Annotated in this window: 21 protein-coding genes; all 21 read left to right on the plus strand. The window is 30.4% G+C overall.

All coding sequences use genetic code 11. The features are described 5' to 3' along the window. Positions 1–25: 25 nt before the first annotated feature. The 21 genes from PZA12_RS03795 to PZA12_RS03895 all read left to right on the plus strand — a co-directional run bounded on the left by PZA12_RS03795 (position 26) and on the right by PZA12_RS03895 (position 15,042). Positions 26–283, plus strand: a complete 258-nt coding sequence (locus PZA12_RS03795; RefSeq protein WP_103698277.1) for a hypothetical protein — start codon at positions 26–28, stop codon at positions 281–283. Between the two features lie 18 nt (positions 284–301). Then, entirely contained in the window at positions 302–475 is a 174-nt protein-coding gene (locus PZA12_RS03800) for a hypothetical protein (RefSeq protein WP_181005994.1), read from the plus strand. A 114-nt stretch (positions 476–589) separates the two neighbouring features. Next, the gene (locus PZA12_RS03805) at positions 590–919 is read left to right on the plus strand and encodes an RNA polymerase subunit sigma-70 (RefSeq protein WP_103698276.1); all 330 of its coding nucleotides are present in this window, start codon (positions 590–592) and stop codon (positions 917–919) included. A gap of 233 nt (positions 920–1,152) precedes the next feature. Beyond that, the gene (locus tag PZA12_RS03810; protein ID WP_103698275.1) at positions 1,153–1,563 is read left to right on the plus strand and encodes a helix-turn-helix domain containing protein; all 411 of its coding nucleotides are present in this window, start codon (positions 1,153–1,155) and stop codon (positions 1,561–1,563) included. A 39-nt stretch (positions 1,564–1,602) separates the two neighbouring features. Further along, positions 1,603–1,761 carry a hypothetical protein gene (locus tag PZA12_RS03815; RefSeq protein WP_181005993.1) on the plus strand — a complete coding sequence of 53 codons (159 nt, stop codon included), beginning with the start codon at positions 1,603–1,605 and terminating at the stop codon, positions 1,759–1,761. Further along, positions 1,761–2,414, plus strand: a complete 654-nt coding sequence (locus PZA12_RS03820) for a tyrosine-type recombinase/integrase (protein WP_103698274.1) — start codon at positions 1,761–1,763, stop codon at positions 2,412–2,414. The genes PZA12_RS03815 and PZA12_RS03820 overlap by 1 nt, the downstream gene beginning before the upstream one ends. Positions 2,415–2,690: 276 nt before the next feature. Continuing rightward, positions 2,691–3,185, plus strand: a complete 495-nt coding sequence (locus PZA12_RS03825) for a hypothetical protein (protein ID WP_077828986.1) — start codon at positions 2,691–2,693, stop codon at positions 3,183–3,185. After that, on the plus strand, positions 3,185–3,604 hold the full coding sequence (locus PZA12_RS03830; protein ID WP_103698273.1) for an HNH endonuclease: 420 nt from the start codon (positions 3,185–3,187) through the stop codon (positions 3,602–3,604). Before PZA12_RS03825 ends, PZA12_RS03830 begins: the two co-directional genes overlap by 1 nt. Before the next feature lie 126 nt (positions 3,605–3,730). Then, entirely contained in the window at positions 3,731–4,213 is a 483-nt protein-coding gene (locus PZA12_RS03835) for a phage terminase small subunit P27 family (protein WP_077828988.1), read from the plus strand. Further along, a complete protein-coding gene (locus PZA12_RS03840; RefSeq protein WP_103698272.1) occupies positions 4,213–5,955 on the plus strand; it encodes a terminase large subunit in 1,743 nt (580 codons plus the stop codon). The genes PZA12_RS03835 and PZA12_RS03840 overlap by 1 nt, the downstream gene beginning before the upstream one ends. Positions 5,956–5,971: 16 nt before the next feature. Further along, positions 5,972–7,234: a phage portal protein gene (locus PZA12_RS03845; protein ID WP_103698271.1), complete on the plus strand. Its 1,263-nt coding sequence runs from the start codon at positions 5,972–5,974 to the stop codon at positions 7,232–7,234. Next, positions 7,227–7,949 (plus strand): head maturation protease, ClpP-related, encoded by a 723-nt coding sequence (locus tag PZA12_RS03850; protein ID WP_077868130.1) that lies wholly within the window; start codon positions 7,227–7,229, stop codon positions 7,947–7,949. The genes PZA12_RS03845 and PZA12_RS03850 overlap by 8 nt, the downstream gene beginning before the upstream one ends. 40 nt (positions 7,950–7,989) lie before the next feature. After that, positions 7,990–9,165 carry a phage major capsid protein gene (locus PZA12_RS03855; protein ID WP_077828992.1) on the plus strand — a complete coding sequence of 392 codons (1,176 nt, stop codon included), beginning with the start codon at positions 7,990–7,992 and terminating at the stop codon, positions 9,163–9,165. Positions 9,166–9,203: 38 nt separating this feature from the next. Beyond that, positions 9,204–9,455: a head-tail connector protein gene (locus PZA12_RS03860; protein ID WP_077828993.1), complete on the plus strand. Its 252-nt coding sequence runs from the start codon at positions 9,204–9,206 to the stop codon at positions 9,453–9,455. Beyond that, positions 9,448–9,816 carry a phage head completion protein gene (locus PZA12_RS03865; protein WP_103698270.1) on the plus strand — a complete coding sequence of 123 codons (369 nt, stop codon included), beginning with the start codon at positions 9,448–9,450 and terminating at the stop codon, positions 9,814–9,816. The genes PZA12_RS03860 and PZA12_RS03865 overlap by 8 nt, the downstream gene beginning before the upstream one ends. Beyond that, on the plus strand, positions 9,809–10,246 hold the full coding sequence (locus tag PZA12_RS03870; RefSeq protein ID WP_103698269.1) for an HK97 gp10 family phage protein: 438 nt from the start codon (positions 9,809–9,811) through the stop codon (positions 10,244–10,246). The genes PZA12_RS03865 and PZA12_RS03870 overlap by 8 nt, the downstream gene beginning before the upstream one ends. Positions 10,247–10,252: 6 nt before the next feature. Continuing rightward, positions 10,253–10,717 carry a phage tail terminator family protein gene (locus tag PZA12_RS03875; protein ID WP_077828996.1) on the plus strand — a complete coding sequence of 155 codons (465 nt, stop codon included), beginning with the start codon at positions 10,253–10,255 and terminating at the stop codon, positions 10,715–10,717. Positions 10,718–10,727: 10 nt separating this feature from the next. After that, entirely contained in the window at positions 10,728–11,825 is a 1,098-nt protein-coding gene (locus PZA12_RS03880; RefSeq protein ID WP_103698268.1) for a phage tail sheath C-terminal domain-containing protein, read from the plus strand. Positions 11,826–11,841: 16 nt separating this feature from the next. Beyond that, positions 11,842–12,273, plus strand: a complete 432-nt coding sequence (locus tag PZA12_RS03885) for a phage tail tube protein (RefSeq protein ID WP_026885384.1) — start codon at positions 11,842–11,844, stop codon at positions 12,271–12,273. A gap of 61 nt (positions 12,274–12,334) precedes the next feature. Then, positions 12,335–12,745 (plus strand): hypothetical protein, encoded by a 411-nt coding sequence (locus PZA12_RS03890; RefSeq protein WP_077828998.1) that lies wholly within the window; start codon positions 12,335–12,337, stop codon positions 12,743–12,745. A 188-nt stretch (positions 12,746–12,933) separates the two neighbouring features. Beyond that, positions 12,934–15,042 (plus strand): phage tail tape measure protein, encoded by a 2,109-nt coding sequence (locus PZA12_RS03895; protein WP_103698267.1) that lies wholly within the window; start codon positions 12,934–12,936, stop codon positions 15,040–15,042. Positions 15,043–15,054: the final 12 nt, after the last annotated feature.

Below are 15,054 nucleotides of genomic sequence, written 5' to 3' on the forward strand. Positions count from 1 at the left end.
ATTAAAAATATAGGGAGGAATATCAATGGCAGTAGCTGATTATACAACTATACAAAAATCAAGTGTTGATGCTGTTATCAAAGATGCGTTAGAAGTAGAGCATATTACATCAGCACCAATTGAACATTATACTCAAGATGAACTTAAAGAAATGGCGGAAAAAGCAAAGAAAAATGATTTAGTTATTTCTATAAGAGCAGAACACAGTAATTTTTATCAAGGAGTGTTGTTGAGTTTCATAAAGCGTAAAAGTATTGATGATACGTTTGTGAAGTACATTTAATTATAAGGAGAATTAGTCATGCTAAAAATAAGAGTAACTTTTGTAGATGATATAGATGGACAAGAAGAGTTTGATGAAGCAAAACAAATATTTAAAGATAATTATAGAATTTTAAATGAAAGTAGAATTTATAAAGGCAGAAATAAAAGTAAATATTCTAATGTTTATTTAGAGATTGAAAAAAGAAAATAAGAAAAAGGTGTTCATCACGAACACCTTCACCAGATTAGAGAATACAACTTGGAACGTAGGTTCTCTAATCAACCTATCTAAATTATACCATATTTTAAAGGATAGGTGATAAAAATGGCAGAAATAAAAAGTATATTTAATATCTATAGAGAAAGAAAATGTAAGATTGATAATTTAGAAATTGAAATTGAAAATTTGAGACTAAGTGGATTAGATGAAAGTGACATAAGAATAGAAATTTTAACTAAGGAAATTAATAGATTAAAAAATGAAAATAAAAGAATTGATAATATGTTAAATTTATTACCTGAAAAAGAATATAAGGTTATAAAATTAGTTTTAATAGATTGTAAAGATAAGAAAAAAGCCGCTAATGAAATTGATAGAACAGAAAGGCAGTTAAATAGAATTTTAAATAGAGCTGTTAAAAAGATAGTATTATAGGGTGCAAATGCATCCTTATTTTTTTATAGAATGTCTCAAAAATGTCCTAAAAGTGTCCCGAAAATGTCTTGAAAATGTCCCACAAATGTCCCAGAATTTATGATAATATATGTACATAAATAAGTAATAAACACAAAATACAAGTTCATATTTCTTATTTAACTTTTATAAAAATAAGAAATGTCCCTCTTTTTGGTTTGGGTGAACTATATACTTTTTTAGGAGTTGATAATTTGAAATCTAAATTAGAGAAAGAAAAAGTTAAAAAATTATATTTAGATGGGCTAAAATCTCCAGAGATTGCAAGGAAATTAGAAGTTGAAAAAGATACTGTAAAAAAGTGTATTCAAAGAAACTTTAGTCATTTGAAACATAAACATGATATAGCAGTTGTTCAAAGACGTGAAAATATAAAAGCTACAAATTATGAAGCTAATAAATATATGGGTGATAGTACTTTCATAAAAAAGAATAGATCAATATATGAGACTAAATTAAATGGAGATATAGTTATCAATAAAAGAGTTGCACCAGTTGTAACGTGGGATACACCAAAAAAATTAATAAATGAAGATAGCAAAGAACTATATGAAAAACGAGTAGTAAAAAAATATAGAGATACAAGTAATGAGTTGTTAAATTAATTAGCAGCTCTTTTTTATTGAGAATTTTAGGAGGGAGTTATGATAATTGAAAAAATATTAAAAGAAAGAGATCCAAAAACATATAAGAAATTGGATGCCATTAAGAAAAAAGAAAAGTTGAGTGAACGTGATATAAAAGAATTAATGTCTCATTCAAGTTATAAAAGACACAAAGGAGCGATAAAGCAGGTGAAATAATGGAAGAAAGAAAACATAAGTGGGAAAAAGGTACAGCATCGCCAATACCACAAAATAAATATGAAAGATTCAAAGAGCAATTGATTGAACATAGTAAAAAATATGCTGATAGGAATTTAAACTTATTTATTTTGGCTAGAGCGACTGGATATAGAATGCAAGATTTAGTTGAACTTACAATTGGACAAATAAAAGATGCGCTAGATGATGGATATTTTTTAATACAGGAATCTAAACAATATAAACAGTGGTTAGCGAACTTACATAGGTATCCTAACAAAAAGAAACCTGATAAAAGAAAAGTATATATAAAAAGTAATTTAGAAAATTATTTAAGGGAATATGTTAAAGGTAAAAAAAGAGCTGAATATGCATTTCCATCAAATAAATCCAAAAATGGTTTAGAACCAATAGAACAAAAATCATTTAGTGCAATTCTTACTGAGGTTGGCAAGAGCATGGGATTAAAAAATATAAGTGGTCATAGTCCTAGAAAAACTTATGCTACTAGAATATATGAAAAGTCAGGTAAGGATTTAGAAAAAGTTAGAATTGCATTAAATCATCAATCAGTTGAAGAAACAAAAAGATATCTAGGCATAAAAGAAAAGATGAAAGAGGATGCAGCAGAAATTGCTGACGAAGATATATAATGCGTAAAAAATAAACTGGTACTTATTTTATATAGTTTTAAAAAATTATTACTAATATATGTGCCTTAAAAAAGATATCAGTAATCCTCCATGTTATTACCTATTATTTAACAAATACTAAAATAGGGATAAAGCTAGTAATTTCAATATCTTAGGGACATTTGCATAAAGCCATAAAAAATATAAAAAAATGTGAGGTTTTAAAAGTTGGGAAATACACCGAAAATCAAGGCATTTAAAATCATGATTGTCTAAATGGAAAGGAGGTGTTTTCACATGGCAAAAAGCAAATGGAATGAAGTTAAAGAAAAACTGGCAGACGTTGAATTATGGGCGTCTATGGGATTATCTGAAACGCAAATCGCTTATAATTTAGGCATAAGTAGAGCGACCTTAGAGAACTATAAAAGAGATCATTTAGACATTTTAGAAAGTTTAAAAAGGGGCAAAAATCAGGCTGATTTCAAAGTTGAAAATGCATTATATAAAAAGGCTACTGGATATGAAGTCAAAGAGACTGTAGCAGTTAAATTAAAAGACATTTATTATGACGATAGAGGCAACAAATGTCAGAAAGAAAACTTAGGTACAGTTGAAGTAACAAAAGAGATACCAGCAGATGTTCAGGCAATTAAGTTCTGGCTAATCAATAGAAAGCAAGGACGATGGAAGGATAACCCTACAAGAGCCGAAATAGATAAAGCATTATTGGAGCTTAAGAAAGAGGAAGCAGATGAGAGAAAAAAACTTATGAAAGAATGGAATGAGTGATGATATGTAAAAGATGCAGTAGGTGTGGTAAGAGAATACAAACAGGATCTAAATGTAACTGCTCTCAAAAGAGATATAAAGAATATGATAAAGACAAAATTAATAGCAAAGAGAAGAAATTCTACTCAAGTGATCAGTGGAATAAGATCAAAGATAAAGCAAAAGAGTTATATGAATATATTGATATTTATAGTTATTATGTCTCAAATAAATTAGAGTATGGTCAAACAGTCCATCATATTGTGCCTATTAAAAGAGAATGGGAAAAGAGATTTGCTCTAGATAATCTTATATATCTGACGGAAAGTAATCATAGAGTTATCCATAATAGGATGGAGAGTGGTGAATATAATGAGGTTATTAATGAATTAAATGAGTTAGTAGCTAGATTTAAAAAAGAATTTGATATAGAGGAATAATAGCATAGGGGGATGCCCGAAATGTTTTTAAGATAAATTTCTAGACCGCACCCCCAGCTTTCATTTCTCAAAAATCCCAATAAAAAATTTAAAAAGTAAAATTTGAAATGAAAGAAGGTGTAAAAAATGCCAAGGGGAAGGAAGTCATTAGAAATGCAAAAGAAGCATTTAACTAATGAGGAAAAAGTCCAGAAGGAACAGCAAGAAGAAATGCTGGTATTAGGGAAAGAGCAATTGAAAAAAGCACCTTCTTGGCTTATCGATGATATTGCAAAAAAAGAATTTAGAAGAGTTGTTAAGGAGATTGATAAAATTGATATACTTGGAAATCTAGATTTGAATAATTTAGGTGGATATTGTAATTCATATTCGTTGTATCTAAAAGCAACATCTGAATTGCAGGATAAGCCCCTAATATCAAAGAAAATGACAAAGTCAGGTATCATAACAGTTGAAAATCCATTAATTAAAATTCAAAAAAACTATGCAGAAGAGATGAGAAAGTTTGCTTCACTTTGTGGAATGACTATTGATAGTAGATTAAAAGTTGCTACAGTTAAAACTAGTAAGCAGCAAGAAGATATTACAGATGAGTTCGGTGATATTTAGTGACTATTAAAGAAGAACTAATTAAATATTCTAATGATTGTTTAAATGATATAATCCCAAGTGGTAAAAAGCATAAATGGGCATGTTTAAGATTTTTAAATGATATAAAAAATTCTGAATTAAATATATTAAGTACACCATTTGAGTATTACTGGAATGAAGAAGAAGCTAATAAGATTGTTAAATGGTTTGGATATTTAAAGCATAGCAAGGGTGTATTAGCAGGACAATTTATAACTTTAAATACGTGGCAAAAGTTTTGCTTATGTCAGATTTATGGATGGGAGCATAAAGAAACATATTTAAGGAGATTTACAAAATCTTTTATAGAAGTGGCTAGAAAAAATGCTAAGTCACAAATGGAAGCTGGAGTAACACTCTATGAAATGTCTACGAGGGCTACTAAGAATAAGGAAATTTATGAGTGTTATTGTGCTGGAGTAAAAAGAGAACAATCAGAAGTTATATTCAATGAGTGCAAGAATATGTTAAAGGGGTCTCCACTAAGAGGCAAATTTAAAATAACAAAGAACAGTATACAGCATGTAAAAACTACTAGCAGCTTAAAACCGCTTAACAAACAAGACGGTAAAGAAGGGGATGGAAGCAATCCAGCTTTACTGGTATTAGATGAATATCATCAGCACAAGACAACTGAGTTTTATGACCTAGGGTTAGGCGGTAATACTAAAGAAAGTTTATTAATGATTATTACTACTGCTGGAGTTGATTTAACTTACCCATGTTTTACTCAAGAGTATACTTATTGCTCGAAGATACTAGATCCGAATGTCGATATTGATAATGAAGAATATTTTATTGATATATGTGAAATAGATGAAGATGATGACATTGAGGATGAGGAAAGTTGGAAAAAAGCGAATCCAATTAGAATGACATATGATGCAGGTATTAAAAAAATACGTGGAGAGTATAAAATCGCCAAAGAAATTCCTGAAAAGATGATTGCATTTCTAACAAAATGCCTTAATAAATGGGTGCAAGCCAAGGAAAATGGCTATATGAATATGGCTAAATGGAAGAAATGCGAAGTAAAAGAGATACCTTATGATCTAAGAAATAGGGTAGTATATGTTGGATTTGATATGTCAGCGAAGATAGATTTAACTTCGGTGGCTTTTATTATACCTATTTTAAGTGATGAGTTAGATTCTAGTGGTAAGAAAATAGTAAAATACGTTTGTTTTAGTCATTCTTTTATACCTAATCGAACAAAACTAAGGGAAAGGATGGCAGTAGATAAAGTTCCTTATGATTCATGGGAAAGGTCTGGTTATTTAACTATAACTAATACTGAAATAGTAGATCAGCAACAAGTTATGGATTATGTATTAGAAACTTGTAAGAAAAATAACTGGAGAATAGAAACATTATGTTTTGATCCAGCAAATGCAAGCAAAATGATGATTGATTTAAGCAATGAGGGGTATGTAGTTGAAGAAGTATTCCAAAGTCATAAATCTTTGAATGAATCTACACAAGGATTTAGAGAGCAGATTTATTGTGGAAATGTTATTTATACTAATAATCCATTATTAAATTACGCAATGAGTAATGCAGTAATAAAAACTAATAATGGTCTTATAAAAATTGATAAAGATGCTACAACAAAAAGAATTGACCCAGTTGATGCTCTATTATGTGCCTTTAAATTAGCACTATATCATGAATTTATAGACATAACTGATACAGATGAGTGGCTAGAGAAAGATGAATGGTAAGGAGGTGATAAAGCAAATGGGAGTTATAAGTAAAATAAAGAATACTTTTAAAAATCAATCAATATCCGAAGTTGAAACAATAGGAACTAATCCAACGCTAGAACAGTTAGAAAGCTTTTTTCATACAAGCATAGAAGAAATTTCTAACTCTAAATTAACAAGTGCATCGTATTATGCATGTATGCAAATAAGATGCAATGCAATTGCAAAATTACCAATTAAGTTAATGCAAGAAACTGAAAAAGGTGCAAATAAGGCAGTTGACCATAACTTATATAAGATTTTAAAGAAAAGACCAAATCCATTTACTAACGCGCACGATTTTTTGTGGGCAACAGAATTCCAAAGATTAGAGCATGGTAATTCATTTTGGGTAATGGGGAATGATATTAAGGGGAATATAACAGCTTTATATTTGTTAGATAGTACAAGAGTTCAAATTATAGTAGATAATACAGGAATATTAGATAAGAAAAATGCAGTTTATTATTTATATTCAGATAGTAAAAAAGGAGAATTACTATATACAAGTGATAATATAGTGCATTTTAAAAACTTTAGCATGGATGGGTTGAAAGGCACGAGCATTAAAAAATATATTTCTGATGTAATAGCAAATGAGCAATATTCTAATAAAATCTTAAAAGACAGGTATAAAAATGGATTAATGGACCCGATAATTGTTCAATATATTGGTGATTTGAATGATGCAAAACAACAGAAGATTAAAAAGAAATTCGCTGATATGGGTGGAGCTAAAAATGCTGGTAAGGTTGTACCTATTCCAACCGATTTTAAGGTTGAGCAATTAGAAACTAAATTAGTCAATAGTCAGTTCTTTCAATTGCAAGGGCTAACAACAAGACATATTGCTAATGCATTTGGAGTCAAGGGATTTCAGCTTAATGATATGGAGAAAAGCACTTACAACAACATAGAGCAACAGAATAAAGCATTCTATAGTGATACGTTGCAAAATACTTTGACTACTTATGAGCAGGAAATGGATTATAAATTACTTACTGAGGATGAGCAAGATAAGGAAGGTTATTACTGGCAGTTTAATGTTGATAGCATTTTAAGAAGCGATTTAGCTAGTAGGACAGCATCTTATGTTGCAGGCATAAATAATTCTTATATGACTATAGCTGAAGTAAGAAAAAAAGAAAATTTATCTTATATAGAGGGAACAGATCAGTTAATTGTAGGTAATGGCGCAAGTATTTTCTTAAAAGATTTAGGAAAACAATACGACAAAGGTGGCGGTAATAGTGAGTAGGTTAAGTTATCTAAAAGTTAAAAATTCAACAGATACTAGTGCAGATATATATTTTTATGGAGATATAGTTGGCGATGAGTGGGAAAAGTGGTGTGATACAGATACTTGCCCACAAGATGTGGTTGAAGCACTTAATGAAGCACAAGGAAAAGATTTAAATATTTATATAAATAGTGGTGGAGGTTCTGTATTTGCTGGACTTGCTATATATAATATGTTAAATAGAGCAACTGGAAAGAAAAAATGTCATATAGATGGAATGGCAGCATCAATAGCTAGTGTTATTTGCATGGCAGCTGATGAAATAATAATGCCAAACAATTCATATCTGATGATTCATAAACCAAGTAACATGGTATGGGGAAATGCAACAGATATGAGAAAAATGGCTGATGATTTGGATACTATTCAAATAGGAATTGAAAATGTATATAAAACTAAGCTAAAAGATGGCATTGATATAGAAACTATAAAAGATTTAATGGATAAAGAGACTTGGTTACCAGCAAATGAAGCTGAGAAATATTTTAATGTCAAGGTAATTGAAGAGAACAAAGCAGTTGCAAAAGTGGATTTTAATAATTTTAAAAATTATAGAAATATACCAGAGGAATTTAAAGATAAAATTCAAAAAGGTGATCGTGACGAACACCTAAAACTAGATAGTGAGTTAAAAAATAAACTACAAATTGAGCTTGAGTTGCTTGATATGTAGTTTTTTTGTACTAAAAATTTCAGATAAGGAAGTGTATTAAATGAAAAAAAGTATAGCAATGAAAAATAATTTAGAAAAATTAAAGAATGAGGCTCAAGTGTTATTAGATAATAACAAAGTTGAAGATGCTAAGAACAAGATGGAAGAGGTTAGAACGTTAAAAGCAGCTATCGAAGTTCAAGAAGAACTTGAACAAGAAGAAGAAGCAATATTAGCTGCACAAGCAGAAGCAGAAAAAGAGTCAGAAGAAGGCTCAGCAAAAGATTCTAAAAATAAAACAAAAGAAAATGCAAATATGATAAGAGCAATGATAAAGAAGGTTACAGGTAAAAAGCTAACAGAAGCTGAAAATGCATTGATATTACCAACTACAACCACTCCAGAAGGTACAAATGGAGAAGGTTATATATTACCTCAGGATATAAGAACTTTAATTCAAAAGAAGATAAGACAATATAAATCTTTAAGAGATGTATTGGGGTACATGCCTGTTGGAGCATTGACAGGATCTTTCCCGGTTGAAAACTTTGAGACTGTATCAGGATTAGTAGATTTTGCTGATGGTACAGATGGAGAAGATGAGGATGAAATCAAATTTAAAAATGTGAAATTCTCATTACAAGAAAAGGCGGCATTCATAAAATTATCAAATACACTATTATCTCTAACAGACAACGCTCTAATTAATTATGTAGTAGATGTATTTGCAAGAAAAGCTGTTGTGACAGAAAATACTATGGGTTTAGCAGCATTAAAATCTAATAAGACAGTAAAAACTATTGCTGACTGGAAGGCGTTAAAATCATCAATAAATAAAGATTTAGATCCAGGAGTATTATTTGGAACTGTTATAGTTACTAATCAAGATGGATTTGACGTTCTTGATGCTGCTTTAGATTCTTTTGGAAGACCAATATTACAGCCAAATCCAGCAAATCCAACTCAAAATTTGTTTAAAGGTTACCCAGTAGTAGTTTATTCTAATACAATGTTGTCAACAACGAATGGTAAAGCTCCTATTATTTATGGAAATTTAAGTTGTGCAGTATGTTTTGTAGATTTAAATGGTCAAATAGCATTTGCAACGTCAAGTGAAGCAGGATTTATGAGTAATACTACTATTGCGAGACTTATTGAATTTATCGATGTAGTACAATGTGATAGCTCTGATAAGTGTTATATATATGGAGAATTAGCAGTTGGAGCATCAGCTTAATTTTAGGGCTTAATGCCCTTCCTTCAGTGGGAGGTAATATGGATTTATCAACAATAAAGAGTTTTTTAAGAGTAGATTTTGATGATGATGATGAATTAATTAAACTATTCATTGAAGTTGGAAAGAAGTATATTACAGATGGATTTGCAGAATATAGTGATGAAAACCCATCACATAAGTTATTATTATTAAAGGCTATTAAAACTTTATATGATAGTAGAGATGATAATAATGATAGTGTTTATTTGAGTATAAAACTTCAAGAAAACTTAGGGGGATTAGATGGATAAGCTAGCTGATAGATTAAATAATAGAATAGATGTTTATGGAAAAGTTAAATTCGAAAATGAATTTCATGAAGAAGATTATCATTTTGATAAGATAAAATCTGTTTGGAGTGAAATAATTCCTACAGGTGGAAGTTTGGCAACTGGCCAAGGCGATACTATTTATGCAAAAATAACTCATAAAATTACTGTTAGAGATAAATCTATACCTAATTTATCTAATGATATGTATTTTATGTATAAAGGATTAAGGTATGATATTAATTTCTTTCAACCAAATTACAAATATAAAGATGCTATAGAGATTATGTGTACGTTAGTTATACAAGACCCAAAGGACTTGGGGGTACAAGAAGATGGATGATAGCTTTAATTTTAAAGAGTTAGATTCATTTCAAAAGCAAATGTTAGAGGTTGCTAATGATACAATGCCTAAAGAATCTAAGAAATTTATTAGAAAAGAAGGTACTAAGTTAAGAAAAAACACATCTAAAAAGGCAAGACAAAAGGTAAAGAAGGAAACAGGTAAATACTTTAAATCTATTAAACGAGGAAAGGTTTATTATTATAATGGTAACCTATCTATAAGAACTTATTCTACAGCTCCACATGCACATTTAATAGAGAAAGGTCATAGGCAAGTAACTAAAGATGGGAAAGAAGTTGGTTGGGTAGATGGAAAACATATTTTCGAAGATACTCAGAAAGAATTTGAAGAACAATATTTTAAAGATAATGAAGAATTTGTAGAAGAAATAGTAAAGACTTTATTAGTAAATAAGTTGAAAGGTTAAGTTTATATGGTAACGTTGAATGAAATAAGAACAGCAATTAATAATACTATTATTAATGCACTAAAAGGTACTAAATTTGAAGGAGTTAAACCTACAGCAATAGATTTTACAGATGGAATACCAAGGCCATCTATAAGACTAATCTTTGACAATTCTAGAACTGGAAAGTCTAATAGTAATTTGAAAGAAAGGACCCTAACAGTTAGGGTTTATTTTTATGCTGAAAATAAGGATAGATATAGAAATGACAACATAGAAATGCAAGATATATTGGAAAATACATTTTTAGAAGATGTAAAAGTTACTGATACTTTTTATATGCCACTTGTTGAAGATGGAGAAGTTGAATGTGAGGTAGTTGATACAGTACTTCAATGCAGTTTTGATTTATATTCTCTTGAGGAAATATATGATGATTCTAACTTAGAACCAATAGAAGAATTAAACTTTAACTTAAATTTAGAAGAATAGGAGTGATGATATGACAGTTACAATGCCAAATATTGATGTATCATTCAGTCAAAAAGCGGCTTCGCTTCCTGAGAGAAGTGAAAGAGGTTATGCAATATTAATAGTTAAAGATGATACAAACGCAATGTTTAATTATAAAGAATATTCCGATATAACTGAGATAGATACTGATAAGGAATTATACACAGAAGGTAACTTACAATATTTAAAAGACATATTTACATTTGCCCCATATAAGGCTTGTGTAGTGAAAATTGGGAATACAGCAACTATTTCTGATGCACTAAAAATTGTTATCGAGAATGTAAAAACAGGATGGATAACAATGGCAGATGGTGAAACAGAAGATTTTACAACTTTATCAAGTTGGATAAAATCGCAAGTAGCTAATAAAAAAACTTATAAAGCGGTAGTATACAATGTAACTTCACCAGATGAAAAGCATATAGTTAATTTTGTTAATACAAAGATAACTTTTAGTGATAGCAGGGGTGAACAAACAGGAGAAAAATATTGTCCAAGTCTTATTGGAATTTTAGCAAAATGTAATATTACTCAAGGCTGTAATTACTTTAAATGTACAAATCTTAGTAAGGTTTCAGAGGTTGATGATAGAAATGAGGCTCTAGGTGCAGGGAAGTTTATTTTAATTAATGATGGTGCAGATGTTAGAATTGCACGTGGAATTAACAGTTTAACTACTACAAATGGGAAATCAGCTACAGAAGATATGAAAGAAATAGAAGTGGTTGAAGCAATGGATCTTATGCAAGATGATATTTCAACTACATTTAAAGAGGATTATCTTGGTGGTGGATATAAGAATAAATATGATAATCAAATTTTATTTATTTCAGCAGTTAATGGATATTTTAAAAAATTATCAGCTAATGGAACAGACGTATTAGATGAAGAATACGAAAATAAAAGTGATATAAATGTTGAAGAACAAAGAGCAGCATGGATAGCAGCAGGCACAAATGAGGCTAAAGATTGGACCGATATCCAAGTTAGAAAAAATACATTTAAGAGAAGTTTATTTATTAATGCTAATGTGAAAATATTACAAAGCATGGTCGATTTAGACTTTGCAATTAATTTAGCTTAGAGAGGAGGAAATAAACATGGGAAATCAAGCATTAGCGAATAAGGTTTTGACAGGCAGCAGTGGTAATCTGTGGTTTAATGGACAGCTTTTAGCCAATTTAAGTAAGATTGAAGCTAAAGTAAAAGGTAATTTTGAAACGGTTGAGTTTTGTGGAGATAATGCAACATATAGCAGATATAATGGGTGGTCAGGAGAAGGTACGCTTACAGTAAAAAAAGTTGATAGTACAATATGGAAGATTTGTGCTGATGCATATAAAAGTGGAGTTATGCCAGATATAAAATTAATATCAAGTTTAACTGATAAAGCAACAGGAAAAAGTGAAAAAGCAAGTATAGAGGGAGTAGTAATAACTGAATTCCTACTTGCTGGGTTTGAATCTAAAAAAATAATTGAAGAAGAGTTTCCGTTTAACTTTGGAGACTTCGATGCTATTGAAACTATTTAATATTAAGATGCTTATAATTAAGCATCTTTTCAATTTTAAAATAAAATTTTGGAGGAATATTATGAACAAAATGTCATTAGAGGATTTTATTAAAAAGGGATTAGAGAAAAGTGAAGGAATAAGGAAAGAAGCGGATATAGAGATAGAAGGATATGGACCTATAAGCTTTATAAGACCTACAGAAGATAATCTTTTAGAGTATTTAGATGCTCAGGCAAATGCAATTAAGATGAATAAAAATGAAGAGATAATCGGTACAGATTATAAATTATTGATCAATGCGTCTAAAGAATTCATTTATTTTTCTTGTCCATTTTTACAAAATCCAGAATTGCATAAAGCTTGGGGAATAAAAGATCCTTTAGATGCACCAGTAAAGGCTTTTGGAGTTGAAAATTTAGCTGGAATAGCTAAAAAGATAAAGGAAACTTTTGGAGATGGTAAAAAGACTAAAGAAAAATTAAAAAACTAATAAGGGGGAATGGCAAAGGAGAGATAGGACCATTATTTTGGTTAGGTTATTTCTTTGAATGTGGTCATTCCCTCGAATATTTATGGAGTTTACCTAAAACTCAAAAAGAGCTTTTAATGGAATATGTTATTTATAAAAATGAATTAACGAATGCTAAACCACCCAAAAATTAATGTGGAGGTGATAATTTGGCATCTAAAGTAATTAATACCATATTAAATTTGAAAGATAATTTTAGTGACACTATTCAGAATGTTGCTAAAAATACTCAAGGATTTAAGTCTGGTATGAAGGATACAGAAGATCAGGCTGTTAAAATGAAAAAAACAGTTAGTGAAGCTTTTAGTATTGTTAAAGACTCTATGCTTAGGGGAATCGGCTTTGGTGCTGGTATGGATATATGGGAGAGCATGAAAGATGGTATAGTTGAAACTGTTACTTTCGGAAATGAGCTTCAAAAATCTCTAAATGGAGTTATGACATCTAGTGGACTTGCTGAAACTGGCATGGATAGAATGAAAAATGTCATGCTAGATATATACAATGATAATTTTGGAGAGAATTTCGAAGAGATAGGCGAAGCATTAAAAGCAGTAGGAGAGCAAACTGGATATACTGGTGATGATTTAAAAGGACTAACTGAAAATGCAATAGCATTAAAAGATACTTTTGGATATGAGGTAAATGAATCTGTTAGATCAGCATCGACTTTAATGAAACAATTTGGAGTAGATGGTGATGAAGCATTTAATTTAATTGCACAAGGGAAACAAGGTGGATTAGATTTTAGTGGAGAAATGTTAGATTCTATCAATGAATATAGTGTGCAATTCAAAAAACTTGGATTAAATGCTGAAGATATGTTTAATGTATTCTCAGCAGGATCACAAGAAGGTGCTTTTAATTTAGACAAAGTTGGAGATGCAATTAAAGAATTTTCTATAAGAGCTGTTGATGGAAGTAAAACAACAGAAGATGGATTCACTCAGCTTGGATTTAATGCTGATGATTTAGCAGCTAAATTTGCTCAAGGCGGAGATAGCGCAAAAGATACTTTTGAGGATGTTATTGCAGCTTTATCAAATATGAAAGACCCTTTAAAACAAAGCCAAATAGGCGTCGAACTGTTTGGAACGCAATTTGAAGATTTAGGTATAAACGTAATTGAAAGTTTAGGAAATGTTGATGGAGAAATAAGCAACACATATGATGCTTTGGCGCAAATAAACAAAATAAAATATAGCGATGTAGGTAGTGCATTTGAGGGAATTAAACGAAATATTCAAACAAGCGTATTAATTCCAATCTCGGATGCTGTACTACCTCGTTTAAATGATTTTGCAAATTGGTTTAGAAGTAATATTCCTGAAATAAAAGAAGATATAGGTGGAGTAACTAATACTTTTTTAAGCGTTGGAGGTTCAATTATAGACAAGATCGTGCCTTCGCTTGGTGATTTAATAGGTTCTGCATCTAATTTGGTAAGCACCATTTATAATAGTGTTGTACCATCATTTTCAGCTATAACACCTGATAATTGGGATTCTGTAAGTGATGCTATTTCTGGAATAATTGATGGAGCTACAGGAGTAGTTAATTTTGTAAATGACAATTGGCCAACAATTGAACCAGTTGTATATAGTATAGTTGGAGCAATCGCTGCATGGCAGTTGGCTATCGTTGGAGTTAATACTTGGATTGGAATTACAACATTTGCAACTAGTGCATGGGGAACAATAGAACTTATGATTTGGGGGATACAAAATGCTACAAGTGCCTGGGAAGCAGCACAATGGCTGTTAAATGTGGCAATGGATGCAAATCCAATTGGAGTTGTAACCCTTGCAATAGCTGGTTTAGGATTTGCAATATATGAAGTTGTAAAACACTTTAAAGATATTTGTGAATGGGCAGAAAATGCATGGGGAAAACTTAAGAAGTTTCTTGGATTAGATGGCTCTAAAGTTAATGTAACAGCAACAGAAACAGTTACATCCATAACAAATGGAAGCGGAGATCCAGTGTATACAAGAACGCCTATGAATGCAACAGGAACACATTATTGGCCTGGTGGCCCTACTAGAATGAATGAGTTTGGAAATGGAGAAATGGCAATACTGCCAAGTGGATCGAAAGTTATTCCGGCAGGTCAAACAGATAAGATATTGAATAATAGTAGTCAACCATTTATTGTACAATTGATTGTTCAAGGTAATTTAATAGGAAATGAGGAATATGCAGATATATTAGGTCAGCATATTTACAATAAACTTTATTATCAAATGGTTAATTCATAGAAAGGAAGGTAA

It is taken from the genome of Clostridium beijerinckii (assembly GCF_036699995.1).
Classification (GTDB): Bacteria; Bacillota; Clostridia; order Clostridiales; family Clostridiaceae; genus Clostridium; species Clostridium helianthi.